The sequence below is a fragment of the Dactylosporangium sp. CA-139114 genome, from assembly GCF_050955725.1.
Classification (GTDB): domain Bacteria; phylum Actinomycetota; class Actinomycetes; order Mycobacteriales; family Micromonosporaceae; genus Dactylosporangium.
In genome coordinates, this window is record NZ_CP192080.1 from 2,992,735 (window position 1) to 3,016,234 (window position 23,500).

The 23,500-nt window shown below is 72.4% G+C and carries 30 protein-coding genes; 12 read left to right on the forward strand and 18 right to left on the reverse strand.

Going from position 1 to position 23,500, the window contains the following annotated elements; translation table 11 throughout:
• Positions 1-2: 2 nt before the first annotated feature.
• From egtC to ACQP2P_RS13560, 9 genes are all read right to left on the reverse strand, one after another.
• A complete protein-coding gene (gene egtC / locus ACQP2P_RS13520; protein ID WP_433616043.1) occupies positions 3-755 on the reverse strand; it encodes an ergothioneine biosynthesis protein EgtC in 753 nt (250 codons plus the stop codon).
• A complete protein-coding gene (gene egtB / locus ACQP2P_RS13525; protein WP_433616045.1) occupies positions 755-2,002 on the reverse strand; it encodes an ergothioneine biosynthesis protein EgtB in 1,248 nt (415 codons plus the stop codon). Before egtB ends, egtC begins: the two co-directional genes overlap by 1 nt.
• On the reverse strand, positions 1,995-3,197 hold the full coding sequence (gene egtA, locus ACQP2P_RS13530; RefSeq protein WP_433616047.1) for an ergothioneine biosynthesis glutamate--cysteine ligase EgtA: 1,203 nt from the start codon (positions 3,195-3,197) through the stop codon (positions 1,995-1,997). The genes egtB and egtA overlap by 8 nt, the downstream gene beginning before the upstream one ends.
• Before the next feature lie 81 nt (positions 3,198-3,278).
• Entirely contained in the window at positions 3,279-3,962 is a 684-nt protein-coding gene (locus ACQP2P_RS13535; RefSeq protein ID WP_433616049.1) for a TetR/AcrR family transcriptional regulator, read from the reverse strand.
• Positions 3,940-4,311, reverse strand: coding sequence for a thiol-disulfide oxidoreductase DCC family protein (locus tag ACQP2P_RS13540; RefSeq protein WP_433616051.1), 372 nt, complete (start codon positions 4,309-4,311; stop codon positions 3,940-3,942). Before ACQP2P_RS13540 ends, ACQP2P_RS13535 begins: the two co-directional genes overlap by 23 nt.
• Entirely contained in the window at positions 4,308-4,796 is a 489-nt protein-coding gene (locus ACQP2P_RS13545) for a hypothetical protein (RefSeq protein WP_433616053.1), read from the reverse strand. Before ACQP2P_RS13545 ends, ACQP2P_RS13540 begins: the two co-directional genes overlap by 4 nt.
• 76 nt (positions 4,797-4,872) lie before the next feature.
• Positions 4,873-5,877 (reverse strand): WD40/YVTN/BNR-like repeat-containing protein, encoded by a 1,005-nt coding sequence (locus tag ACQP2P_RS13550; protein ID WP_433616054.1) that lies wholly within the window; start codon positions 5,875-5,877, stop codon positions 4,873-4,875.
• The gene (locus tag ACQP2P_RS13555) at positions 5,870-6,352 is read right to left on the reverse strand and encodes an RNA polymerase sigma factor (protein ID WP_433616056.1); all 483 of its coding nucleotides are present in this window, start codon (positions 6,350-6,352) and stop codon (positions 5,870-5,872) included. Before ACQP2P_RS13555 ends, ACQP2P_RS13550 begins: the two co-directional genes overlap by 8 nt.
• A gap of 57 nt (positions 6,353-6,409) precedes the next feature.
• A complete protein-coding gene (locus ACQP2P_RS13560) occupies positions 6,410-6,847 on the reverse strand; it encodes a DUF3307 domain-containing protein (protein ID WP_433616058.1) in 438 nt (145 codons plus the stop codon).
• 156 nt (positions 6,848-7,003) lie between these two features.
• Between ACQP2P_RS13560 and ACQP2P_RS13565 the strand changes: the two genes are divergently transcribed.
• The 5 genes from ACQP2P_RS13565 to ACQP2P_RS13585 all read left to right on the forward strand — a co-directional run bounded on the left by ACQP2P_RS13565 (position 7,004) and on the right by ACQP2P_RS13585 (position 10,612).
• Positions 7,004-7,948: a sulfotransferase gene (locus ACQP2P_RS13565; RefSeq protein ID WP_433616059.1), complete on the forward strand. Its 945-nt coding sequence runs from the start codon at positions 7,004-7,006 to the stop codon at positions 7,946-7,948.
• A 22-nt stretch (positions 7,949-7,970) separates the two neighbouring features.
• Positions 7,971-9,083, forward strand: a complete 1,113-nt coding sequence (locus tag ACQP2P_RS13570; protein WP_433616061.1) for an LCP family protein — start codon at positions 7,971-7,973, stop codon at positions 9,081-9,083.
• A gap of 108 nt (positions 9,084-9,191) precedes the next feature.
• Complete coding sequence (locus ACQP2P_RS13575; protein WP_433616063.1) at positions 9,192-9,872, forward strand: Crp/Fnr family transcriptional regulator; 681 nt, start codon at positions 9,192-9,194, stop codon at positions 9,870-9,872.
• An 18-nt stretch (positions 9,873-9,890) separates the two neighbouring features.
• Positions 9,891-10,148, forward strand: coding sequence for a hypothetical protein (locus ACQP2P_RS13580; protein WP_433616065.1), 258 nt, complete (start codon positions 9,891-9,893; stop codon positions 10,146-10,148).
• Positions 10,145-10,612, forward strand: a complete 468-nt coding sequence (locus ACQP2P_RS13585) for a hypothetical protein (RefSeq protein ID WP_433616066.1) — start codon at positions 10,145-10,147, stop codon at positions 10,610-10,612. Before ACQP2P_RS13580 ends, ACQP2P_RS13585 begins: the two co-directional genes overlap by 4 nt.
• On the opposite strand, the gene ACQP2P_RS13590 is transcribed toward ACQP2P_RS13585, so the two are convergent.
• Positions 10,578-11,057, reverse strand: coding sequence for a GNAT family N-acetyltransferase (locus ACQP2P_RS13590; protein ID WP_433616068.1), 480 nt, complete (start codon positions 11,055-11,057; stop codon positions 10,578-10,580). The two genes, ACQP2P_RS13585 and ACQP2P_RS13590, sit on opposite strands and share 35 nt — an antisense overlap.
• A complete protein-coding gene (locus ACQP2P_RS13595) occupies positions 11,012-11,284 on the reverse strand; it encodes a hypothetical protein (RefSeq protein ID WP_433616070.1) in 273 nt (90 codons plus the stop codon). Before ACQP2P_RS13595 ends, ACQP2P_RS13590 begins: the two co-directional genes overlap by 46 nt.
• A 151-nt stretch (positions 11,285-11,435) precedes the next feature.
• Between ACQP2P_RS13595 and ACQP2P_RS13600 the strand changes: the two genes are divergently transcribed.
• From ACQP2P_RS13600 to gndA, 3 genes are all read left to right on the forward strand, one after another.
• Entirely contained in the window at positions 11,436-11,990 is a 555-nt protein-coding gene (locus tag ACQP2P_RS13600) for a TetR/AcrR family transcriptional regulator (RefSeq protein WP_433616072.1), read from the forward strand.
• 31 nt (positions 11,991-12,021) lie between these two features.
• A complete protein-coding gene (locus tag ACQP2P_RS13605; RefSeq protein WP_433616074.1) occupies positions 12,022-12,258 on the forward strand; it encodes a hypothetical protein in 237 nt (78 codons plus the stop codon).
• Positions 12,259-12,347: 89 nt separating this feature from the next.
• Entirely contained in the window at positions 12,348-13,784 is a 1,437-nt protein-coding gene (gene gndA / locus ACQP2P_RS13610; protein ID WP_433616076.1) for an NADP-dependent phosphogluconate dehydrogenase, read from the forward strand.
• A gap of 61 nt (positions 13,785-13,845) precedes the next feature.
• On the opposite strand, the gene ACQP2P_RS13615 is transcribed toward gndA, so the two are convergent.
• Together ACQP2P_RS13615 and ACQP2P_RS13620 are read right to left on the reverse strand one after the other, a co-directional pair.
• On the reverse strand, positions 13,846-14,061 hold the full coding sequence (locus tag ACQP2P_RS13615) for a hypothetical protein (protein ID WP_433616077.1): 216 nt from the start codon (positions 14,059-14,061) through the stop codon (positions 13,846-13,848).
• A 1-nt stretch (position 14,062) separates the two neighbouring features.
• The gene (locus ACQP2P_RS13620; RefSeq protein ID WP_433616079.1) at positions 14,063-14,242 is read right to left on the reverse strand and encodes a hypothetical protein; all 180 of its coding nucleotides are present in this window, start codon (positions 14,240-14,242) and stop codon (positions 14,063-14,065) included.
• 98 nt (positions 14,243-14,340) lie between these two features.
• Between ACQP2P_RS13620 and ACQP2P_RS13625 the strand changes: the two genes are divergently transcribed.
• A complete protein-coding gene (locus ACQP2P_RS13625; RefSeq protein WP_433616081.1) occupies positions 14,341-14,916 on the forward strand; it encodes a GNAT family N-acetyltransferase in 576 nt (191 codons plus the stop codon).
• On the opposite strand, the gene ACQP2P_RS13630 is transcribed toward ACQP2P_RS13625, so the two are convergent.
• From ACQP2P_RS13630 to ACQP2P_RS13650, 5 genes are all read right to left on the reverse strand, one after another.
• Positions 14,876-15,487, reverse strand: coding sequence for an FMN reductase (locus ACQP2P_RS13630; protein WP_433616083.1), 612 nt, complete (start codon positions 15,485-15,487; stop codon positions 14,876-14,878). The genes ACQP2P_RS13625 and ACQP2P_RS13630 overlap by 41 nt on opposite strands.
• On the reverse strand, positions 15,484-16,575 hold the full coding sequence (locus ACQP2P_RS13635; RefSeq protein ID WP_433616085.1) for an LLM class flavin-dependent oxidoreductase: 1,092 nt from the start codon (positions 16,573-16,575) through the stop codon (positions 15,484-15,486). The genes ACQP2P_RS13630 and ACQP2P_RS13635 overlap by 4 nt, the downstream gene beginning before the upstream one ends.
• Positions 16,576-16,802: 227 nt before the next feature.
• Positions 16,803-17,588, reverse strand: coding sequence for an ABC transporter permease (locus ACQP2P_RS13640; RefSeq protein WP_433616086.1), 786 nt, complete (start codon positions 17,586-17,588; stop codon positions 16,803-16,805).
• A gap of 1 nt (position 17,589) precedes the next feature.
• Positions 17,590-18,378, reverse strand: coding sequence for an ABC transporter permease (locus ACQP2P_RS13645; protein WP_433616087.1), 789 nt, complete (start codon positions 18,376-18,378; stop codon positions 17,590-17,592).
• Positions 18,379-18,546: 168 nt separating this feature from the next.
• Positions 18,547-19,554, reverse strand: coding sequence for an ABC transporter ATP-binding protein (locus ACQP2P_RS13650; RefSeq protein ID WP_433616089.1), 1,008 nt, complete (start codon positions 19,552-19,554; stop codon positions 18,547-18,549).
• On the opposite strand from ACQP2P_RS13650, the gene ACQP2P_RS13655 reads away from it, so the two are divergent.
• The 3 genes from ACQP2P_RS13655 to ACQP2P_RS13665 all read left to right on the forward strand — a co-directional run bounded on the left by ACQP2P_RS13655 (position 19,548) and on the right by ACQP2P_RS13665 (position 23,427).
• On the forward strand, positions 19,548-19,814 hold the full coding sequence (locus ACQP2P_RS13655; protein ID WP_433616091.1) for a hypothetical protein: 267 nt from the start codon (positions 19,548-19,550) through the stop codon (positions 19,812-19,814). The genes ACQP2P_RS13650 and ACQP2P_RS13655 overlap by 7 nt on opposite strands.
• A 410-nt stretch (positions 19,815-20,224) precedes the next feature.
• Positions 20,225-22,303 (forward strand): discoidin domain-containing protein, encoded by a 2,079-nt coding sequence (locus ACQP2P_RS13660; RefSeq protein ID WP_433619132.1) that lies wholly within the window; start codon positions 20,225-20,227, stop codon positions 22,301-22,303.
• An 86-nt stretch (positions 22,304-22,389) separates the two neighbouring features.
• Positions 22,390-23,427, forward strand: a complete 1,038-nt coding sequence (locus ACQP2P_RS13665) for a LacI family DNA-binding transcriptional regulator (protein WP_433616093.1) — start codon at positions 22,390-22,392, stop codon at positions 23,425-23,427.
• The last annotated feature ends 73 nt before the right edge of the window (positions 23,428-23,500 follow it).

The window sequence follows — 23,500 nt, forward strand, 5'->3', positions numbered from 1 at the left end:
TGTCACGTGAGAGCACCTTCCAGCGCGATGACCGTCACGGCCGGCGGGGCCGCGACGAGCAGGGACAGGTCGGGGACGGCAGTCCAGGCGGGGTCGGGGGAGAGGGGTTCGGAGGCGACGAGCACGGCCCCCTCCGCGGTGGACAGAAACGACAGGGAGTGCCCGGCGGTCGTGGCGGCGATCGTCTCGCCGTCGGTGAGCAGGAGGTTGAGGCGGGAGCCGGGGGCGGCCGCCGACACGTCCGCGACGACCCCGGCCAGGGCCGTGTCCGGGGCGGCGCCGTCGCGCAGGCGGGCCCGGACCAGGGCCCACACCAGGGCGCTGTCGGTCGGGGCGTCCAGGGTGATCAGGTCGCGGACGGGCAGCTCGGCGGCGAGGGCCGTCACGCTGTCCGGCCAGCCGGCCACCTTGCCGTTGTGCGAGAACAGCCAGCGGTCCTCGGCGAACGGCGCGGCGGCCGTCTCGGTGACCGGCATGCCGACCGTCGCCGAGCGGACCGCCGCGAGCACCGCCGTGGAGCGGGTCGCGGCGGCCAGCGCGGGCAGCCCGGCATCGGTCCACAGTGGAGCGTCGCGGCGGTACCGCACGAAGCCGGAGCCCTGCCGCCAGCCGACGCCGAACCCGTCGGCGTTGATGGTGCCGCCGCCGCGCATGTCCAGGGGCGCCCACGACTGGCGGGCCAGGGAGTGCGGCGGCGTGAACAGCAGATCCGACAGCGGGATCGGCGGGCCGAGGTAGGCCAGGTGCCGGCACACTAGCCGAGCTCCGAGGGCGTGGCGTCGCGGGCGGTGCGCAAGCCGCTGAAGATCTGCCGGCGGATCGGGTAGTCCCAGTTGCGGAACGTGCCCCGGCACGCGGCGGCGTCGGTGCCGAAGGAGCCGCCGCGCAGCACCTTGTACTCGGGGCCGAAGAACACCTCGGAGTACTCGCGGTAGGGGAACGCGCTGAAGCCCGGGTAGGCGGTGAAGTCGCTGTCGACCCACTCCCACACGTCGCCGATGAGCTGGTGCACGCCCAGCGGCGAGGCGCCCGCCGGGTAGGCGCCCACCGGCGCCGGGGCGAGGTGGCGCTGGCCCAGGTTCGCGTGCTGCGGGCCGGGATCCTCGTCGCCCCAGGGGTACCGCCGCGAACGCCCGCTCACGGGGTCCCACCGCGCCGCCTTCTCCCACTCGGCCTCGGTCGGCAGCCGCCGGCCCGCCCACGCCGCGTAGGCCCGCGCCTCCAGGAAGGACACGTGCACGACCGGCGCGTCGGGGACGATCGGCGCGGTCCGCCCGAACGCGGTCGCCAGCCACCCGCCCGGGTCGCGGCTCCAGTGCAGCGGGGGGTTCGCCGCGGTCTCGTCCAGGAACGCGGCGTACTGCCCGTTGGTGACCGGCCCCCGGTCGATCCAGAACGCGGGCACGTCGACGGTGTGCGCGGGCCGCTCGTTGTCCAGCGCCCACGCCTCGGTCGAGGTGCCCATGGTGAACGGCCCGCCCGGCACCAGCACCTCGCCGCGCACGTCCACGGTGGACTCCGGCGGGGGCGGCGCGCCGAGCACGGGGTCGCCGCGGCGCAGCTGGTGCGTGGCGAGCATGGTCTCGTCGTGCTGCTGCTCGTGCTGCACGATCATCCCGAAGGCGAAGGCGTCCTCGGTCAGCCGTCTTCCCTCCAGGCGTACGCGCTCGAGCACGTCGAGCGCCTTGTCGCGCACGGTCGTCACGTAGGCCCGCGCCTCCTTCGGCCCGAGCAGCGGCAGCGCGGGCCGGTCCTTGCGGGCGTGCTTGAAGGCGTCGTAGAGGTGGTCGATGTCGGCCCGCACCGGCTCCCGGCCGCCGACATCGCGCACCAGCCACAGCTCCTCCTGGTTGCCGATGTGCGCCAGGTCCCACACCAGCGGCGACATGAGCGGCGAGTGCTGGCGCACCAGGTCGCCGTCGTCGACCGCCTCGGTCAGCCCGGCGGAGCGGGCCCGGGTCCGCTCGAGCTCCCGGGCGACGCGATCGCGCAGGTCAGCCATTGCGAGTACTCCCTTCGAGCACGGCTTCGGTCAGGTGCGGCGGCAGGTCCAGCCGCGCCAGGGCGAGCTCGCGCACGGCTCGGGCGGCCCGGGCGAGCACCGGGTCGGCCATCCCGTCGCGGGCCGCCTCCACCCAGCGCCCGGCGGCCGGCGCGCACAGCTGCAGGACCCGCGAGACGGTGGCCGGGTCGGCGAGCAGGGCGTGCAGCAGCGCCGCGGGCGCGAACCAGGCGCGCCCGGGCTGGGTGTCGAGGTAGCGGATCTCCAGGTACCCGCGCGGGCGCACCGGCGGGAAGAGCGTGCTGAGGTGGTAGTCGAGGTCCGCGTACGTCGGCCTCGTGTCCAGTGCGCCGCGGATCCAGTCCGCGAACGTCACCCCGGAAGGGGTGTCCCAGTCCCCGTCGGGCCGCCGGACGCACAGCAGCTTGGCGGCCAGCGCGTATCGGGCCCAGCCGGCCGACGGCTGCCCGTCGGTGGCCACGGCCCGGGTCCGGGACGGGTCGATGCCCCGCCAGGCCCGCTGCCGCGCCGAGGCCCAGCCGGTCTCCGCGCCCGCGAAGCGCGCCGAGTTCGCGAACAGGGCCAGGAGCGGGGGTCCGAGCGCGTGCACCGCGGCCCAGCGCGCGGGGAGCTCGGGCGCTGGGCCCGGGTCGAGGCAGACCTGCAGGCCCGCCGTCGAGCACATCATGATTTTTCCGGACATGCCGTGACGGTCGAAGGCCGCCTCCATCGCGTCGTACCGCGGGGTGGAGAGCATCCGCCGCGGGGCGCGGTGCGGATCGGCGCCGGTGTCGCCCAGGACCAGGCCGACCCGGTCCAGCAGGGCGGTGAGCTGCTCGATATCGGCGCTGACGGCCGTGTGGAGCTCGATCAGGGAGCTGTGCGGCCGGCTGGAGATCTCCACCTGACCGCCGGGTTCGAGGGTGACGCTGCCGCCGCTGCGCAGCGGGAGCGCCGGGGAGTCGGCCCGCAGGGTCGGCGGTGCGTGATCGCCGAGGGCCTGGCAGAGCCGGGCGGGATCCAGCGCCGCGGCCGGATCGTCGCGTTGGTGAACGGTGAACTCGAGTTCGACACCGACCGCCGCGGGTGGCCCGGTCTTGAAGCAGATCGATGCGATGTAGCCCTCGGCCTGCTCGATCTCGGCGATGACCGCGTCGTGGTCGGCGGCCGTGCGGGTGCCCTGCAAGGTCGCCATGGGAGCCGACGCTACCCCGGGATCCGGGGATCGGCGAACGCTGTCGTTGAACAGTTGGTTACCGTACGACTACGTGCGGCGCTACTTCAGCAGCCGGTACATCTTCAGTGTCTCCCTGGTCACCGACCTCAGGCCGGGCATCCGGGCCAGCGCGACGAGCCGGTCGATGAGCGGCACGGCGCGGTCGATCAGCAGGCGGGTCTTCGCCTGATCGGGTGACGTGTCGTGGACCCAGTAGAGGGTGATGCCCATCTGCCCGAGCCACAGCAGCTCGGGCAGGTCGGGCTTCAGCTCCGCGTCGATCTTCGTGGTGGCGCCCTCGACGACCTGGCGCAGCACCGCGATCGAACGCTCCCGGGCCGGGCCCGACTCGGCGCTGAACGGGCTCAGCGGCGAGCCGGGCTCGACGGCGGTCTTGATGAACTTGCCGGCGAACGCGTGGTAGGGCGTCATCGTCTCCAGCATGCCGTTCAGCGCCACCCGCAGCCGCTCGTCGAACGGCCCCGGCTCGGCCAGGGCCGCGGCGACGGCGGCCGCGGTGTCCTCCTGCACCGTGGCGTAGAACTGCTGCACCAGGTGATCCTTGGAGGGGAAGTAGTAGTAGGCGTTGCCGACCGAGACGCCGGCGGCCTGCGCGATGCCCCGCATGGTGGTCTTGTCGTACCCCTGGTCGCGGAACAGCCGCACCGCCGTGTCGACGATGAGCCGCTTGGTCTGTTCGCCGCGTCCCGTCTCCGGCGTGTCAGGTGTCGCAGGTTTCACCACAGTCCTGACGATATCCGCGCAGTCTCCCGGCCGACTGCGCCACCCGCCGCGCGAGCGGCCGCAGGTGGGGCTGGGAGAGGCGCGCCGCCAGCCCCCGATAGCCGTCCAGCGCCCAGAGGCAGACGAGCCAGGCCGCGTCCCCGACGTACACGCCGCCGTCGTCGGCGACCACGGTGATGTCGGCGAGGGTCTCGTCCGGATCGAGCGCCGGATACCGGCGGCGCGCCTCCTGCGATCCCGCCGCGACGAACTCGAGCGGGACGATCTGGGCCCGGCCGCCGAGCCAGGTCCTGGCCGTGCGGCAGAGCCGGCAGCCCTCGTCGTAGAGGACGGTGAGCCGGGTGATCATCGCGGCGGCGGCATCTCGCCGGGGCCGGGGCGGTGGCCCGGCGGGGGCGGGAACGGCGGCACCAGCGGCGCCTCCATGTGCAGCGGTGCGGCGAGCGGTGCCACGGTGCGGGTCGGCTCGATCGGCGGCGCGGACTGCTCCAGCAGCCGGCGCCGGCGGAAGCGGCTCAGCACGAACAGGTTGCAGAAGTGCACCCCGCCGAGCACGAGCAGGACCGTGCCGAGCTTCATCGCCAGGGCCTCCATCGCCGCGCTCTCGTCCGTGATCGGCCCGCTGATCTTCAGCGCGACGGCCACGTAGCCGAGGTTGAGCAGGTAGAACCCGACCACGAGCAGGTGGTTGACCGAGTCGGCGAGGCGCTCGTCGGCGAACGCGTCGTCGAGGAACACCTGGCCGTTCTTGAGCAGCGTGCGGGCGACCCACACCGTGAGCACGATGCTGACGGCGAGGTACAGCACGTAGGTGGCGAGCTTCAGGTACTCCATCGCTGACCTCCGTCTATCTGAACGTGTTCAACTAGACGGTAGGCCCGTTCTTGAACGCGTTCAACTGTGCTTCCCGTCACGGCCGGGTGTAGCGCACCCACTCCGCGTGCTCGCCCCCCACGATGAGGGACCCGTCGGGCATGGAGAGCGTGATCGCTCCGTCGCTCAGGACCATTGGCAGCGTGGCCTCGTGCAGCGGCGCGGGCAGCAGGGTGAAGGTGCCGCCGCGCCAGACGCCCACGCCCCGCCCCGGCACGAGCATCAGCAGGCCACCCTCGCCGACCGCGCTGATCATGGACGGGTCGGCTCCGGCCGGGAGCTCCGGCTCGGCCTCGGTGCCCTCCGGTGTCAGCCGCCAGGCCCGTGTCGGCTGCGCGGCGATCACCCAGGCGTCCCGATCGTCCGCCGACACCCGCACCTCGGCCTCGGCGCCGACCGCGGGCTCGAGCCTGCGCCAGGTCGACCCGCGGTCGGGGGAGTGCATCGCGTGCGACTCGAGCCCGTCGTGGGTGACCTTCCACGAGCCGCTGATCTCGCGGGAGGGCGGCTCGAAGATCGCCGACGTGCCGTCGGTGACGATGCTCCGCCACGTCCGGCCGCCGTCGTTGGTCTCCCATACGGTGGTGGGCGACCCGGTGACCCCGATGATCGCGGAGGCCGGCCCGGGGTGCGCCCACAGCCGGCCCTGCGCCGGCAGCTGCGGCAGTGCCACCCGGCGCCAGGTCCGGCCGCCGTCGGTGGTGCGGCCCAGGACGTGCGCGCAGTCGCCGCCGGCCCGGCAGTCGTTGAACGTGACCCAGCCGTCGGAGCGGTCGGCGAACCCGGCCGCCATCTCGCCGCGGGCACCCTCCAGCCGGACCACCCGATCGGTGAACGGTGCCGGGGCGGGCCGGGCCGCCGGCTGCAGCGCGTTGAGCGACAGGGCCGCGACCAGGGCCGCGCCGAGGCCCGCGATCCACAGCGCGCCGCGCCGCCGGGCGCGCCGCCACCGGGGCAGCGCCTCGACCGGCAGCGGCCGGAACGTCCCGGTGAACGCCTCGGCGAACCGCGCGAACTCGTCCTCGACCAGGGTGTCAGGCATGCCGGGCCTCCGGGGTCAGCTGGGCGGCGAGCCGGGCCCGGCCGCGGGTGAGCCAGGAGCGCACGGTGCCCTCGGCGACGCCCTCCTGCTCGGCGATCTCGGCCACGCCGAGCCCGCCGAGGTGGTGCAGCACGAGCGCGCGCCGCTGGGCCGCGGGCACCTCGCGCAGGGCCGCGACGAGCGCGACGCGGTCCGGGGTCGGGCCCTCGACGTGCTGCTCGCGCTGGCGGGCGAGGAACCCGATCGCGGTGCGCAGCCGTCGCAGCCGGCTCGTGGCGAGGTTCCAGGCCACGCGGCGCACCCAGCCGGCCGGGTCGGCGTAGCGCTGAATCCGCGGCCACTGCTCCAGTGCCCGGCAGAACGCTTCCTGGGCGAGGTCCTGGGCCTCGGCGTGATCGCCGAGATAGGCGTAGAGCTGCACGGCGATGCGCTGGAAGTGCGCGCCGTAGAACTCGCTGAAGGGCGGCTCGGGCATGTCCATGTCACGCGCGGGCGCCCCGGATCGCTGCAGGCGCTCACCCGGCCTTTCGCGTCACAGCCCCGCGATCATCAGCGCCGACACCAGCAGGGCGAGTTGGTGCAGGGCCTGGTCGGCCACGTACATCCCGCACACGGGCGTCGTGGCCTCCGCGAACCCGGGCGAGCGGGTGGACCGCAGCAGCGCCCGGACCGGCCAGCGCCGGTCCAGCCAGCCGTGGGTAAGCACCGAGAAGGTCAGACCGGCGGCCACCCCGAGGGCGGACAGCGGCAGCCGCAGCGCGAACGCCGTCAGCAGCAGCACCGCGGTGACCACGAGGTGGTAGTTGAGCAGATGGCCGGCCAGGGCACGCCAGCCGGCCGCGCCGCCCTCCGCCTTGCGCTCGGCCTGATGATCGGTCTGGGCGACGTGATCGCCGACCGCGTGACCGACCATGAGCGCCACCAGCACGACGGCGAAGACGACCGACCGGGTGAGCGTGTCGTCCGGCATGGGCCGCTCCTCACATCGACGGGAATTCCGATCATCCGCCCGCTGATGGCCGAGTTCTACGCCGAACGCGACAGAACACATGTGTCCTCGGTCGCGTCACTCGCCCGTACCTGGCGATTTGCGTAACTCTCCGGACAAGTCGGGCGTTGGGTCAAGGTGCGCAGCGACCCGAGCCCCACGACCCGCGTGCTCTACCTGGCCGGATGGGGCCGCAGCGGGAGCACGCTCGCCGAGAGCCTGCTCGACCAGGTTCCCGGGCTGGTCGGCGTCGGCGAGGTCAAGTTCCTCTGGGAGCGCGGGCTGCTGCAGAACCGGCGGTGCTCCTGCGGCACGCCCCTGCGCTCCTGCGAGTTCTGGGTCGACGTGCTCGGCGAGACGTTCGGCGGGATGCCCGACGACGCGACGGCCCGGGCCCTCGACGCCGCGTCGCGCCGGTTCCGCACCCGCCACCTGCCCGGCCTGCTGCTGAAGCCGGCCAGCCCGCCGGACGCCGACCGCCTGCAGTGGTACTACGAGATCCTCGAGCGCCTCTACCGCGCGATCGTCGCCGTCAGCGGGGCCCGGGTGGTCGTCGACTCCTCGAAGTTCCCGTCGTACCTCACGGCGCTGCTGCAGTCGCCCGCGCTGGACGTGCGCGTGGCCCACATCGTGCGGGACCCGCGCGCGGTCGCCTACTCGTGGCAGCGCCACCGCCACGACCCCGACGCCCCGAACGGCGCGCGGATGCCGCGCATGCACCCGGGCTTCACCGCCCTGTACTGGTCCGCCTGGAACCTCGCCACCGAGCGCATCGCGCGCCGCTCGGGCCTGCCCTACCTGCGCTTCCGCTACGAGGACCTCGTCGCCGACCCCGACGCCACCCTGCGCGCGATCACCGAGCTCAGCGGGGTGCCGGCGGCCGCGCTGCCGGTCGGCGAGCGGGGCGAGGTGGTGGTCCCGCGCACCCATCAGGTCTCCGGCAACCCGATGCGCCTGCGCTGCGGGCCGGTGGCGCTGCGCCTCGACGACGAGTGGATCACGGGCATGGCGACGCGGCACCGGTACCTCACCGGCGCCGTCACCGTCCCGCTGCGCCACCGCTACGGGTACAAGGACACCTAAACCGCTCCCGGGTGCGGCCGATGTGACCGTGGTGAAGGCGTGGCTCGTCACGGCCGCCGTCGTGCTCTCGGTCGCGCTCGGCGGCGCCCTGACCTGGCAGCACTACGTCGGCCGGGTGGGCGAGGCGGACCTGCTCGGCGACGCCGGCCGCGAGCACCGCGGGCCGCCCCGCCAGATCGACATCCAGTCCGCGCCGCGCCTGTCCGCCGGCCCGGGCGCGGGCCCCGGCGCCGACGTGCGGAGCCGGCTCGACGCCGAGCCGGGGCGCAACATCCTGCTCGCCGGCCTCGACGCGCGCCCTGGGGAGGACCGGGCCGCCGCGCGCGCCGACACCGTGATCATCGTGCACGTGACCGAGCCGGGCGACCGGGCCTTCCTCATCTCGCTACCCCGCGACACCCGGGTCGCCATCCCCGGCCACGGCACCGACAAGCTCAACGCCGCCTTCGCGCTCGGCGGCTTCGAGCTGCTCGCGCGCACCGTGCAGCAGCTCACCGGCCTGGTCTTCGACGCCGGGGCGATCATCGACTTCGCCGGCGTGCGCAAGGTCGTCGACGCGGTCGGCGGGGTCGAGCTGTGCGTGGACGAGGAGACGACCTCGGTGCACATCGGGTGGGACGCCTCGGGGAAGGAGACGCCGCCGTACCGCCTGATCCCGCCCTCGTTCCGCCCGGTGAGGATCGCCGGGGTGCGGGCGCAGGTGTACCGAGTCGGCTGCCGCCACTTCGCGGGCTGGGAGGCCCTCGACTACGTGCGCCAGCGCGAGCTGATCCCCGACGGCGACTACGGCCGCCAGCGCCACCAGCAGCAGCTGCTGCGCGCGATCGCGGAGAAGGTGACCTCGGCCGGCGTGGTCGCGAACCCGATCGCCCTGAACCGCGCGATAACAGCCGTCGGCGACTCGCTCACCTTCGACGGCAACGGCGCCTCGGTGACCGACTGGATCCTCCGCCTGCGCGCGATCGGCCCCGAGGACCTGACCCTGCTGCGCACGAACGCGGGCCGGTTCCACACCGAGCGGCGCGACGGCCGCGACTACGAGAACCTGGACCCGGCGACGTCGGCGCTCTTCACCGCGGCCCGCGACGACCGGCTGGCCGAGTTCGCCCGCCTCAACCCGTCCTGGGTCATCTGACGCCCGGGCCATTGGCGTCCGCGTCGACCACCACGTCCGTGTCGGCTGCGTGACACATTGCTAGGGGCTGCATTGCCTTCATAAACGTGTAACCGTACACTTTCGAGTGTGGATGATCGCCTGCATGAACCGACCATGCCCCTCCTTACCCAGGATGAGGCCGCTGTGCTGGAGGGCATGGGGCACATCATCCACCGTTCTGCCGGTCACCCGTTCTTCCTCGAGGGCGAGCAGGGCGACTTCGCGTTGCTGATCCGCAAGGGGCACGTGAAGGCGGTCCGGGGTACCCCGCCACGGATCGTTGACGTCCGGGGGCCGGGCGAGATCGTCGGCGAGATGGCGGTGATCCGGCGCCAGCCGCGGCTGGCCAGCATCATCGCCTTCAACGACGTCGAGGCGCTGTACCTACCCGGCGCCGCCTGGCTGCGGTTCCTCTACGAGCACCCCCGGGCGATGCACGCGCTGCTGGCGATGACCGACGAGCTGGCCGGCCGGGCCATGATCCGCAGCGTCGAGTCGGAGCTCGCGATCGAGCAGCAGCTGGCCAAGCGCCTGGTCGAGCTGGCGGAGCACGGTCTCGGCGAAGTCGACGAGCAGCAGCGGATCGCGCTGCGGCTCGGGCAGCAGGACCTGGCGGCTCTCATCGGGGCGCGCAAGCTCGACTCGGTGAAGAAGGTCATCGCTCGGTTCCGGGCGGCCGGGATCGTGGCCACCGGCCGGCAGGCCATCGTGATCGCCGACCTCGACTCGTTGCGTCAGGTCGCCGACGGCAACCTGACGGTGTCGTGAGCGGCCATGAACGGGTTGATGGCGTACCTCCTGACGAACGACAACGCCGGCCTCGTGGCCGGGATCATGGCCGGGATCGTGTCGGCCGTCGTCCCCCCGGTGGCCTGGGTCCTGCGGATCTGGATCGAGCAGCAGGGGCGCACCCGGCGGCTCGAACAGGCGCTGCGGGACACGAAGCCGCCGCAGCGGGCGGAAATCATCACGGCGTTCAGTCGCCTCGAGCGGGCGGCGGCGCGGCCCACGAGGCACGGGCGGATCGGGGGCGGTTCGGCGTGATCCGCCTCGCCGGCAACCCGCTGATCCAGCGGCTCCGCCGGCTCGTCGTCGGCCTGGAGCTCGATTCGCGCGACTTCGTCATCTTCGGCAGCGCGCCGCTGCTCGCCCACGGTGTGCGCACCCGGGTCAGCGATCTCGACGTCGTAGCCCGCGGCGCGGCGTGGGAGCGGGTCTGCGCGCACGGGCTGCCGGTCGTGGGCACCATCAACGGCGCGCCGATGATGCGGTTCGAGGATGGCCTGATCGAGTTCTCGCGCGGCTGGGTGTCCGACGACTGGAACGGCGACGAGCTCATCGACCGGGCCGAGATGATCGAGGGTCTGCCCTTTGCGCCGCTGGCGGACGTGCTGCGGTACAAGAGGACCCTGAACCGGCCCAAGGACCGCGACGACATCGTCGCCATCGAGCGGTACCTGGCCGCGAACGGGTTCAGCCCGTCGGGGTCCACCAGCTCGCCTGCGTGAGGTGCTCGAAGCCGAGGGACTCGTACAGCGGCCGCCCCGGCCGCGAGGCCGTGAGCGTCTTCGGGCGGTCGTCGAACCGGCGCAGCGCCGCGTGCATGAGCGAGCGCCCGACGCCCCGGGAACGGAAGGCCGTGCCGGTCGTGACCCAGTACACCCCGACGACCTCGGGCTCGGGGACCGCCACGCACGCGCCGGCCGGCTCGCCGTCGAGCTCGGCGAGGTAGACCTCGACGCCGGTGAGGAGGTGCTCGGGAAGGACGGCGCCGCGCTCGTACGGCTGGAAGAGTGCCAGCGGGAACTCCTCGACCACGAGCCGCTCGGCGACGTGCAGCTCGTCCGCCCCGATCCGGCGCACGGGGACGCGGGGCTCGCCGGCGGGCTGGCCCGGGTTCCGCAGCATCACCGGCATCGGGCGCCGCTCGTAGCCCTGCGCGGCCAGGCGCACCGACCCGAACGCGTCTCGACCAGGACCCGCCCGGGCCGCTGGATGAGGGCCGCGAAGTCCTCGGCGCCCCGGGCGGCCAGGGTGAGCACGCGCAGGCTGCCGCGCTCGTCGTCGAGCACCGCGAACCAGCCGTCGCCGGAGCGCGTCTCGTGGCCGCGGGCGCGGGCGACCCGGGTCCAGAACTCGGCCGCGTTCCCGGCCGCTATCCGCAGCGCATCCCCGTCCACCCGCGCAGCGTAATTCGTGACCATCGTCCTTCCCGGCCGTGCGCGCCATCGCCGGCCTCGCGCTCGCGGCCCTGGTCGTGCTCGGGTCCGGAACGGCCGCCCGGTTGTGCGGTGCTAAAGTGGAGGCTTACCTCCGATAGAAGGTGACCGGATGCAGACGCAGGGCGGGGTGCGGCGGCCGCAGCGGGCCGACGCGCGGCGCAACTTCGACGCGCTCATCGCCGCCGCGCGGGACGCCTTCGCCGAGCACGGCACCGCCGCCTCGCTCGAGGAGATCGCGCGGCGCGCCGGGGTCGGGATCGGGACGCTGTACCGCAACTTCCCGACCCGGCAGGACCTGTTCGACGCGGTGTACCTGGGCGAGCTCGACGCGCTGTGCCGCGCCGCCGACGACGTCGCCGGGCTCGAGCCGTGGGACGCGCTCGCGGCCTGGCTGCGCCGGTTCGTCGGCTACGTCGCGACCAAGCGCGCCATCTACGAGGAGATCAACCGCGACTCCGAGATGGTGCGGGGCGCCCGCGATGCCATGTACGCCGCGTTCGAGCCGCTGCTCGCCCGCGCCCAGGAGTCCGGGGCCGCGCGGCGCGACGTCAGCACCGACGACCTGCTGCGGCTCGTCTCCGGGCTCACCGCGGGCGGATACGTCGACGAGGCGCAGCGCGAGCGCGTGCTCAGCGTGGCCCTGGACGGCGTGCGCGCCCGTTAGTCGATCATGCCGCCCGGGTATCGAGCGGTGCATGGGTGTCGATCTGCTGCACAAGCCGGTCGTGGATCTGGCCGGGCTGCCCGTCGGAACGGTGGACGGCGTCGAGACGGTGGTCGGGCGGGACGGGTCGTTCGAGATCGCGGCGCTCGTGGTCGAGCCGCGGCGGCGCTTCTGGGGCAGTACGTCGGCAAGAATGCGGATCTCGTGGGACCTCGTGGCCTTCTGTGACCGCAGCATCACGCTCATGGTGCGCAAACACCTCCTGTAGCCTTCGGGTCGACGCGCTTCGGACCGTGATCACGGGGTAGTGATCGGTGCTCCGGGGCAGAGAGCTCGACTGGATGAGGTGCATCGCAGATGTCCGACCTGGCGCAGATCGGCGTGACCGGTCTCGCGGTGATGGGCCGTAACCTGGCCCGGAACCTGGCCCGCAACGGCTACACCGTCGCCGTGCACAACCGCTCGTACGAGCGCACCCGCCGCCTCGTGGACGAGTTCGCGCATGAGGGCACCTTCGTGCCGAGCGAGTCCATGGCCGATTTCGTGGCTTGCCTGGCCCGCCCGCGGGCCGTCATCATCATGGTCAAGGCCGGCGCCCCCACCGACGCCGTCATCGACGAGCTCGTGCCCCTCCTGGAGGAGGGCGACATGATCGTCGACGCCGGCAACGCCCACTTCGCCGACACCCGCCGCCGCGAGCAGGCGCTGCGCGAGCACGGCCTGCACTTCGTCGGCACCGGCGTCTCCGGTGGCGAGGAGGGCGCCCTGCTCGGCCCGAGCATCATGCCCGGCGGCTCCCCGGAGTCGTACCGGACCCTCGGCCCCATGTTCGAGAAGATCTCGGCGAAGGTCGACGGCACCCCGTGCTGCATCCACGTCGGCCCCGACGGCGCCGGGCACTTCGTGAAGATGGTCCACAACGGCATCGAGTACGCCGACATGCAGCTCATCGCCGAGGCCTACGACCTGCTGCGGGCCGGGCTCGGCGCGACCCCGGCCGAGATCGCCGACATCTTCCGCACCTGGAACACCGGCGACCTCGAGTCGTTCCTGATCGAGATCACCGCCGACGTGCTCTCCCAGACCGACGCCGACACCGGCCAGGCCTTCGTCGACATCGTGCTCGACCAGGCCGAGCAGAAGGGCACCGGCCGCTGGACCGTGCAGAGCGCGCTCGACCTGGGCGTGCCGATCACCGGCATCGCCGAGGCGACCTTCGCCCGCTCGCTGTCCGGCCACGCCGACCAGCGCGAGGCCGCCCGCGCCGCCTTCGGCACCGAGGTCGCGGCGCTGGAGGTCACCGACCGCGACCAGTTCATCGAGGACGTGCGCGCCGCGCTGTACGCCTCGAAGATCGTCGCGTACGCGCAGGGCTTCGACCACATCCAGGCCGGCAGCGAGGAGTTCGGCTGGAACATCGACCGGGGCGCCGTGTCGACGATCTGGCGCGGCGGCTGCATCATCCGGGCCCGGTTCCTCAACCGCATCCGCGAGGCCTACGACGAGAACCCCGGGCTCAAGAGCCTCATGGTCGCGCCGTACTTCGCCGAGGCCGTCAACGCCGGCGTGCCGGCCTGGCGCCGGGTCGTGGCCGCGGCCGCCGCGGCGGGCATCCCGACCCCGGCGTTCTCGTCGTCGCTGTCGTACTTCGACGGCCTGCGCGCGCAGCGCCTGCCCGCCTCGCTGATCCAGGGCCTGCGGGACAACTTCGGCGCGCACACGTACCGCCGCACCGACCGCGAGGGCACCTTCCACGTCGAGTGGGCCGGCGACAAGAAAGAGCACAGCGCGTAGTAGTCACTCGGTCCACGTTCCGCATTCACGGGCATGATCGGTTAGGTCGGTCGTGGTACGGTCATAAAAGCGGAACGGACCGGGGCCGAGGTCGTCTTTGTGGTTGCCGGAGCGCGACGAGGGCTCCGGCAACCACCGCCGCGGCGGTGAGCCAGAACGCGATCGCATACGCGCCGGTGCGCAACGGCGGTGTGAGCAGCGCGACGGCGACGGCCCCGGCGAGGTACTGCGCGGTGGTCATCGTCGCCCCCGCGGACGACTGCCGCTCGGCGGGCACGTCACGGAGCCTCGGCATGAGCGCCGCCGGGGCAGCCGGTCCCGTCGGCCATCGCGAGCCACGCCAGGCTCGCGGCGGCGACGGCGAACCCGCCGCCGAGCGTCCGCGCGGCGCCGAAGCGGCGGACGAGCCGCGCGGTGAGCGAGCTGCCGACCGTGACGAGCGCGGCGAGCGGTCGCACTGCTGCGCCACGAGTGGGACCGCATGGATGCCCGGATCTCCTGCCTGAGCCGCAACCGTGACGCGATCGACGCATACCTGGCGAAAGTGACCCGACCCATGAACGAGCCCAGCGTGACCGTCGCCACCGCCGCCGACCGGGACGCGGTCGTGGCCACCTTCGTGGCCGCGTTCGCCGCGGACCCGGCCCTGCGCTGGTTCCTGCCCGACGACGCCACCTACCCCGCCGAGGCGGCCGCGATGGCGGGCTCGCTGTTCGACCTGCGCGCCGGGCACGGCACGGTGTGGGTCGCCGACGGCGGCGCGGCGGTCGCGATGTGGGATCCGCCGAGGTCCCCGGGCGGCCCCGGCGTCGAGCACCCGCCCCAGGCCGGGCGCTTCGGCCGCTACCAGTCGATCGTGCACACCAAGTTTCCACAGACGCCGCATTGGTACCTCGGGGTGCTCGCATCACACCCCGAGCACCGCGGTCGCCGGCTCGGCCGCGCCGCGATGGCCGCCGGGCTCGCACGCGCGGCCGCCGACGGGCTGCCGGCCTACCTGGAGACCTCGAATCCCGGCAACGTCGAGGTGTACCGCTCGGCCGGCTTCGAGGTCGTCGCGTCGCTGCACGTCGACGACCTCCCGGTATGGATCATGAAGTGCGACGCAGGAAGTCGTCGAACGACGTCGTGAGCTGCGGCCCGGGCGGCTCGGGCGCCTCGGCGACCGGCGCGCGGGCGGCCACCAGCGCGGCCAGCTCGGCCCCGGCGCGCCCGACGCGCTCGTGCAGCGTGTCCCGCCCGCCGGCCGCCCAGTCGTCGGTCGCCGCGAACACCGCGGTGGGCGCGACGACCGCGCGCAGGTAGGCGAACATCGGCCGCAGCGCGTGCTCCAGCGCGAGCGAGTGCCGCGCGCTGCCGCCGGTCGCGCCCAGCAGGACCGGCTTGTCGCGCAGCACGTCGTCGCCGAGCACGTCGAAGAACGACTTGAACAGCCCGCTGTACGACGCGTTGAAGATCGGCGTCACCGCCACGAGCCCGTCGGCCCCGGCGACGGCGTCGAGGACCTCCTTGAGCGCCGGCGACGGGAACCCGGTGAGCAGGTTGTCGGTGATGTCGTGGGCCACGGCGCGCAGCTCGAACGTGCGCACCGCGGCGTCGTCCAGCCGCTCGGCCACGGCGGTGGTGAGCCGGTCGGCCAGCAGCCGGGTGGACGACGGCTGGCTGAGCCCGGCGCTGATCGCGACGATCGAGCGAGTGGTCATGGCTGGGCGTCCACCTTCTGCGCGGCGGCCTTCAGGGACTCGTGGGTGGGCGCGTCCGGCACGTGCGCGGGGCGGCCGATCGCGAACTCCTTGCGCAGCACGGGCACGACCTCCTCGCCGAGGATGTCCAGCTGCTCCAGCACCGTCTTCAGCGGCAGGCCCGCGTGGTCGAGCAGGAACAGCTGCCGCTGGTAGTCGCCGACGTACTCGCGGAAGCCCAGCGTGCGGTCGATGACCTCCTGCGGGCTGCCGACCGTCAGCGGGGTCTGCGCCGAGAAGTCCTCCAGCGACGGGCCGTGCCCGTAGACGGGGGCGTTGTCGAAGTAGGGCCGGAACTCGTTCTTGGCGTCCTGGGAGTTCTTGCGCATGAACACCTGCCCGCCGAGGCCGACGATGGCCTGGTCGGCGGAGCCGTGGCCGAAGTGCTCGAAGAGCTTGCGGTAGAGCTCGACCATCCGCTGCGTGTGCTCCTTCGGCCAGAAGATGTGGTTGGCGAAGAAGCCGTCGCCGTAGTACGCGGCCTGCTGCGCGATCTCCGGCGTGCGGATCGAGCCGTGCCAGACGAACGGCGGCACCCCGTCCAGCGGCCGGGGCGTGGCCGTGAACCCCTGCAGCGGCGTGCGGAACTCGCCCTGCCAGTCCACCACGTCCTCGCGCCACAGGCGGCGCAGGAGCGCGTAGTTCTCGAACGCGAGGTCGACGCCCTTGCGGATGTCCTGGCCGAACCACGGGTACACGGGCCCGGTGTTGCCGCGGCCCATCATGAGGTCCACGCGGCCGTCGGCGAGATGCTGCAGCATCGCGTAGTCCTCGGCGATCTTCACCGGGTCGTTGGTCGTGATGAGCGTGGTCGCGGTGGACAGCAGGAGGCGCTCGGTCCTGGCCGCGATCCACCCGAGCATGGTGGTCGGCGAGCTCGGCACGAACGGCGGGTTGTGGTGCTCGCCCATCGCGAACACGTCGAGCCCGACCTCTTCGGCCTTGAGCGCGATCGTCGTCATCGCCTTGACCCGCTCGGCGTCGGTCGGCACCCGCCCCGTCGTGGGGTCCTGCGTCACGTCACCGACGGTGAACACACCGAACTGCATCTCGAACGCCACCTTCGCTGCGGACCCGGGCGGCTCCCCGGCCTCTGCGCGCTACAACATAGCTGACGTGTCAAACATTCCGCCAGTGAACAATCAACTTCCATGACTTCCGAGGGCTGCCCGGCTGGAAGGTATCGGCCGTTCTGTTCAGTTTTGCGACGAGCGATTGCCCGCGGGTTGGCGGTGCCCGCCCGCCTCGGCCGGGCGGGCGCCGCCGGCGTCGTGGGTCAGTTGCCCGCGCTCTCGTAGCGGCGCAGGCCCCGCGCGAAGATCCAGCCCGCCACGGCCAGGCAGTACGCGGCGACCACGGGGGTCAGCAGGCCCACCCACGCGTGGCCGTGGCCGAGCACGTAGGTGACCGGGAAGAAGCTCACGAACGCGAAGGGCAGGGCGAAGCCCAGCGCGGCCTTGAGCGCCCACGGGTACACGCTCAGCGGGAACCGGGCCAGGTCGCCGGCCTGGTGGACGGCCATGGCGAAGAACGGGCTCGGGCTCTGCATCCAGAACGAGGCCGCGTTCGTGGCCAGGTTGATGGCCACCTTGACGGCGATCGCGCAGAGCAGGAGAACCAGGCCGAGCAGCACCCGGGCGGCCGACCACGCCACGTCCGCATGCGACAGCGCGGAGCCGAGCATGAGGGCGCCGGTGACGATGTTGGACAGGCCGTGCGGGCCGATCTGGACGCTCGAGGCCTGCAGGACCACCGGGTACGGGCGCACCAGCATGTAGTCGATGTCGCCCTGGTTGATCTGCCAGGCGATGCTCCACATGCCCTCGAAGAACAGGGAGCCCACGCCCTCGGCGACGGCCACCATGCCGAACATGGCGACCACGGCCCAGAAGCTCCAGCCGTTGATGGCCGGCACCTTGGAGAAGACGGCGGCCAGGAACGCCACGTTCACGACCTGCATGACGAGCGTGCCGGCCATCATGACCCAGAAGTCGCCGTGGTACTCCAGCACCGATCGCAGGTGCGCGCCCAGCAGCCGCAGATAGAGTCGCGCGATACGCATGTCAGCCCCCGTGTACCGTCAGCTGGCGCAGCGCCCGCCCGAAGAGCGCTCGCGCGGTGTACCACAGCAGCACCAGCCAGCCGAGCTGCACCGCCACCAGGAGCAGGGCGTGGCGGCCCGAGGCCTGGCCGACGAAGATGAGCGCGGGCGTGGACGTGAGGCCGGCGAACGGCGACCACTGCGCGGCCGTGGCCAGCCAGCCTGGGAAGTACGCGAGCGGGACGAGGGCGCCCGAGAGCAGCCCCGTGATCGCCTGGCGGGCCCACAGGACCCCGACGAAGTTCTGCGTCCAGAAGCAGGCGAGCGTGGAGACGTACACGACGATGAACTTCAGCGGCACCAGCAGCACCATGCTGAGGGCGAACAGGGCCAGTTCGGGGCCGGGCGGCAGGTCCGGCGGGCCACTGACCACAATGGACACCGTGGTCACCAGGGCGACGACGGCGACCTCGATCCACACGCCGCCGAGGGTCTCCCACAGCCGTGCGCGCTGGTAGTCCACCGGCTTGACCAGGTCGAGCGCGACGAGCCCGGACTGGATGCGGTGCGACATGCGGAAGTCGACGAAGGTGCCGACCAGCGCACCGGACGCGAAGGCGACGAGCAGGTAGCTGCGCATGTGCGGCCAGTCGTAGCCGCCGACCTGCGACTGCCCGCTCAGCAGCACCTTCCACACGGCGAGCAGGGCGACGAGCTGGAACGCGACGCCGCCGAGGGAGAGCAGGAAGTTGGCGCGGTAGGCGAGCGCGGACAGCGCCGCGGCCCGCGCATGCGCCGCATAAGCCCTCACGCCGTCACCTCCGCAGGCTCCGGTGCCGGCGTGCGAGAACTGTGTTTATGGTGAACGGCCCCTCCGCTTCGCTCCGGACCGTTCACGCCGCCACCTCCGCAGGCTCCGGTGCCGGCGTGCGAGAACTGTGTTTATGGTGAACGGCCCCTCCGCTTCGCTCCGGACCGTTCACGCCGAATCCAGTTGAAGCTCGCCGGAGTAGACGCGGCGGATGACGTCCTCGATGGACGGCTCGTCGACGTGGAAGTCGACCAGGTTGGTCAGCGGGGCCAGGGCCGTGACCGCCTGGCCCGCGGTCATCGCGAACCGGTCGAAGCGGACCGAGAACTGCACCGGCGTCTCGCCCGGCTCCACGCTGGCGCCGGGCAGGGCGGCCTGCAGGGTTTCCAGTGGTACCGCCGACTCGGCCTCCACGTTGAGGATCCGCTCGCGCGCGTACTCGTCCTTCACCGCCTCGAGGTCGCCGTCGAAGATGATCCGGCCCGAGTCGATGATGACCAGGCGGCGGCAGAAGCCCTCGATGTCGCCGAGGTCGTGGCTGGTGAGCATCACCGTGGTGCCGGCGTCGCGGACGGTGCGGAAGAACTCGCGCACGCGGTCCTTCACGGCGAGGTCGAGGCCGATGGTGGGCTCGTCGAGGTACACCACCGGCGGCGCGTGCAGCAGCGCGGCGGCGAGGTCGGCGCGCATCCGCTGGCCCAGGGAGAGCTTGCGCCCGAGCACGGGCAGCACCTCGCCGAGGTCGAGCACCTCGTCGAAGCGGGCGAGGCGGCGGCGGTACGTGCCGTGGTCGATCCCGTAGATGTCGCGCAGCACGGCGAGCGACTCCGACACCGGCAGGTCCCACCACAGCTGGGTCCGCTGGCCGAAGAGCACGCCGATGCGGTGCGACACCGCGATGCGGTCCTTGCGCGGGCTGAGCCCGTCGATGCGGACCTCGCCCGAGGTCGGCACCAGGATGCCGGACAGCAGCTTGACGGTCGTCGACTTGCCGGCGCCGTTGGGCCCGACGTAGGCGACCGCCTCGCCGGCCTCGATCGACAGCTCGACGTGATCGACCGCGACCTTATCCGTGAACCTCCTGGTGAACAGATGTTTGACGGCCCCCCGCAGACCCGGATCGCGGTCCGGCCTTCGGAAGACCTTGGTCAGCTGACGAGCCTCCACGATTGCCACCGCTGGACCCTAACCGATCTTTTTTCGACTCTCGAACTCATTACGGTGGGAGCGGGAGGGGGCTGCCGCGCGCCTCCGGCATCCCGCGCCTGGCCCACCCGTCGGCCGGGCCGCTGCGGCTGGCTTTCGAGACCCTCGACCTGCCGGCCGACGACCAGCGTCTGCTCGTCTACCTGCCCGCCGGCCGGGCCACGGAGGCGGCCCTGGACCGGCTCGTGACCCCGGCGCCGGGGCTGCGGCTGGTGCCCGGCGGCCGGTAGACCCCGCGGCCCGGGGCTGGATCCGGGTGCGCGGCGAGGACCGGGCGCGGGGACGCTCGTGGCGAACGGCGGGGTCGTCGCGCCGGGCCACCAGGCCGCGCATGGCTGCTCCGTGCACCCTCGGTCAGAGAGCGCTCCCTGGCCGTACAACCGCAGCCCACAGCCCTTGACCTGGCTTGGAGAGCGCTCTCCGATTCCGGCCGGGCCATTGACAGGGTTTCAGCGAGGGGTCATTGTGGCTCTCTGAGAGAGCGCTCTCTCAACTCCGCCGTTACACCCCCGCCACGAAGGAGTCACCCATGGACTGGTCGGTCTCCGCCCCCGGCCATCGATCCGTAAGGTCCATCGCCCACAACCGGCCGAGCGGGCGTACCGTGCGCTACGGCATCATCGCGCTCGCGGTGTTCGCCATGCTCGCGGCGTACATCACCGTCGTCGTCACCCGCGCCGACGCCGCCGAGACCCTGTTGTCGCAGGGCAAGCCGACGACCGCCTCCTCGGCCGAGAGCGCCGCCACCCCCGCCTCCAGCGCCACCGACGGCAACGCCGGCACGCGGTGGTCGAGCGCCTTCTCGGTGCCGCAGTGGTTGCAGGTCGACCTCGGCTCCCAGCAGTCGATCACCCGGATCGGGCTGAACTGGGAGGCCGCGTACGCCACCGCCTTCACCATCCAGACCTCCAACGACGCCACCAACTGGACGAACATCTACTCGACCACCTCGGGCGCCGGCGGCAGCGCCGTCAGCCTGAGCGTGACCGGCAGCGGCCGTTACGTCCGGCTCAACGCGACCGCCAAGAACACCCAGTACGGCATCTCGCTCTGGGAGTTCCAGGTCTTCGGCGGCTCGCCGAGCACGCCCGGCAGCTGCGGCGCCGCCAACGCCGCGCAGGGCAAGACGGCCACCGCCTCCTCGACCGAGAACGCGGGCACCCCGGCGTCCTCCGCCGTGGACGGCGACAACGGCACCCGCTGGTCCAGCGCCGCCGCCGACCCGCAGTGGCTGCAGGTCGACCTCGGCTCGGTGCAGTCGGTCTGCGGCGTCACGCTGAACTGGGAGACCGCCTACGCGACGGCGTTCCAGATCCAGACGTCGACCAACGGCACCACCTGGACCACCATCTACACGACCACGACCGGCACCGGCGGCGTGCAGAACCTCAACGTCACCGGCAGCGGCCGCTACGTGCGGATGAACGGCACCGCGCGGGCCACGCAGTACGGCTACTCGCTGTGGGAGTTCCAGATCCGCGTCGGCGGCACCGTGCCGACCACGAACGACACCCCGGGCTCGCCGAGCCCGACGCCCACCACCAACCCGGGCAACGCGGTGCTGCTGTCCTACAAGAAGCCGGCCGTCGCGTCGACCTCGCAGAACGACAGCAACTGCAACCCGTGCACCCCGGACAAGGCGTTCGACAACGACCCGGCCAGCCGCTGGGCCACCAGCCCCGACAACGGCTGGGTCGACCCGGGCTGGATCTACGTCGACCTCGGCGCGCAGGCCCACATCACCCAGGTCGTCCTGCAGTGGGACCCCGCCTACGCGGTGTCGTACCAGATCCAGACCTCCAACGACGCCGCCAACTGGACGAGCATCTACTCGACCACGACGGGCAAGGGCTTCAAGGAGACCCTGAACGTCAACGGCAACGGCCGCTACGTGCGGATGTACGGCACCCAGCGCTCCAACGGCTACGGCTACTCGCTGTGGGAGTTCAAGGTGTACGGCACCGGGGGCGCCCCCACCCAGCCCCCGGCCCCGCCCGCGGACCCGATCTTCCCGGCCACCAACCTGGTCTGGAGCGACGAGTTCAACACCGGCACCAACGTCGACACGACCAAGTGGCACGTCGACCCGGGCACCGGCCAGAACGGCGAGATCCAGTACTACACCAACCTGAGCAACACCAGCATCCAGGGCGGCTCGCTGGTCATCGAGGCCCGCAAGGAGACCGCGGGCGGGCGTGACTACACCTCCGGGCGCATCAACACCAGCACCAGCTTCACCACGCAGTACGGCCGCGTCGAGGCCCGGATCAAGGTGCCGAAGGGCAACGGCCTCTGGCCCGCGTTCTGGATGATGGGCGCCGACTTCCTGCAGGGCCGCCCGTGGCCGTACAACGGCGAGATCGACATCATGGAGATCCTCGGCAAGAGCACCACGGACGTGTACTCGACGCTGCACGCGCCGGCGTACAACGGCGGCGGCGGCTACGGCCAGAAGCTCACCACCGTGGACCTGTCGCTGGACTACCACGTGTACTCGGTCGAGTGGGACAGCAAGCACATGACGTTCCGCGTCGACAACACCGTGATCCTCGTGGCCAACAAGGACACGGTCGAGTCGACCCGGGGCCCGTGGGTCTACGACCACCAGTTCTACCTGATCCTCAACCTGGCCGTGGGCGGTGACTTCCCCGGCCCGATCGACGCCAGCACGCCGTTCCCGTCGCGGATGTACGTCGACTACGTCCGCGTCTACAAGTAACAAGCCGGCCGCGGGTGGACGTGACGAGAAGAGTCCGTCCACCCGCGGCTCCTCATCGCGACGGGGCACGATCTACCGTGACAACCATGACGGGCAGCGACTCGCGACCGCCCACCCTCGAGCAGGTCGCCAACTACGCCGGAGTGTCACGCGCCACGGTGTCCCGGGTGATCAACGGTGTCTCCACCGTCGACCCGGAACTGCGCCGGACGGTCGAGCGCGCCATCGCCGCGACCGGGTACGTGCCGAACCTGGCCGCCCGATCGCTGGTCACCGGCCGCACGGACTCGATCGCGCTGGTCGTGTCGGAGCCGGAGAACCGGGGGTACTCCACCCCGTTCCTGACGCGCATGTTCACCGACCCGTTCCTGGGCCGCGTGACCGCCGGCGCCCAGGAGGTGCTCCGGCCGCTGGGCATCCACCTGGTCATCTTCCTGGCCGACCCGCCCGCGCGCCCGCATCTGCAGCGGTACCTCCGCCAGGGCCACGTCGACGGGGCGCTGCTCATCTCCAGCCACGTCGACGACCCGCTCCCGGCCCAGCTGGTCGAGCTCGGCATCCCCGTCGTGCTCTCGTGCCGCCCGGGGCACCCGGTCACCATCAGTTATGTGGACGTCGACCAGCGCGCCGGGGTCCAGCTCGCCGTCGACCACCTCGCCGGCCGCGGCCGCCGCTGCCTGGCCACCGTCACCGGCCCGCTCGACATGCCGGCCGCGCAGGACCGCCTCGCCGCGTTCGAGGAGGCCGTCAAGGGCCACGGCCTCACGCCGCGGCACATCGAGGGCGACTTCACCCGCTCCGGCGGCGAGCGCGCCGCGGCCCGCCTGCTCGCCGAGCACCCCGACGTCGACGGCGTCTTCGTCGCCAACGACCTCATGGCCGACGGCGCCCTGCGGGTGCTGCAGGAGGCCGGCCGGCGGGTGCCGGAGGACATCGCGGTGATCGGGTTCGACGACAGCACCGCCGCGCTCGAGTGCCACCCGCCGCTCACGACCGTCCGCCAGCCGGTCGAGGAGATGGCCGGGGAGATGGCGCAGCTGCTGATGACCCGCATCCGCGAGCCGCAGCGGACCCCGCGCTCGGTCATCTTCAACCCCGAGCTGATCGTCCGCGCCTCGGCGTAGCTCTGCGGCTCCCGCCACCGCGGAGGCCGGGATTCCTGGGTGACCGTGTTCGGCACCGCCGACAGCTCGCCCT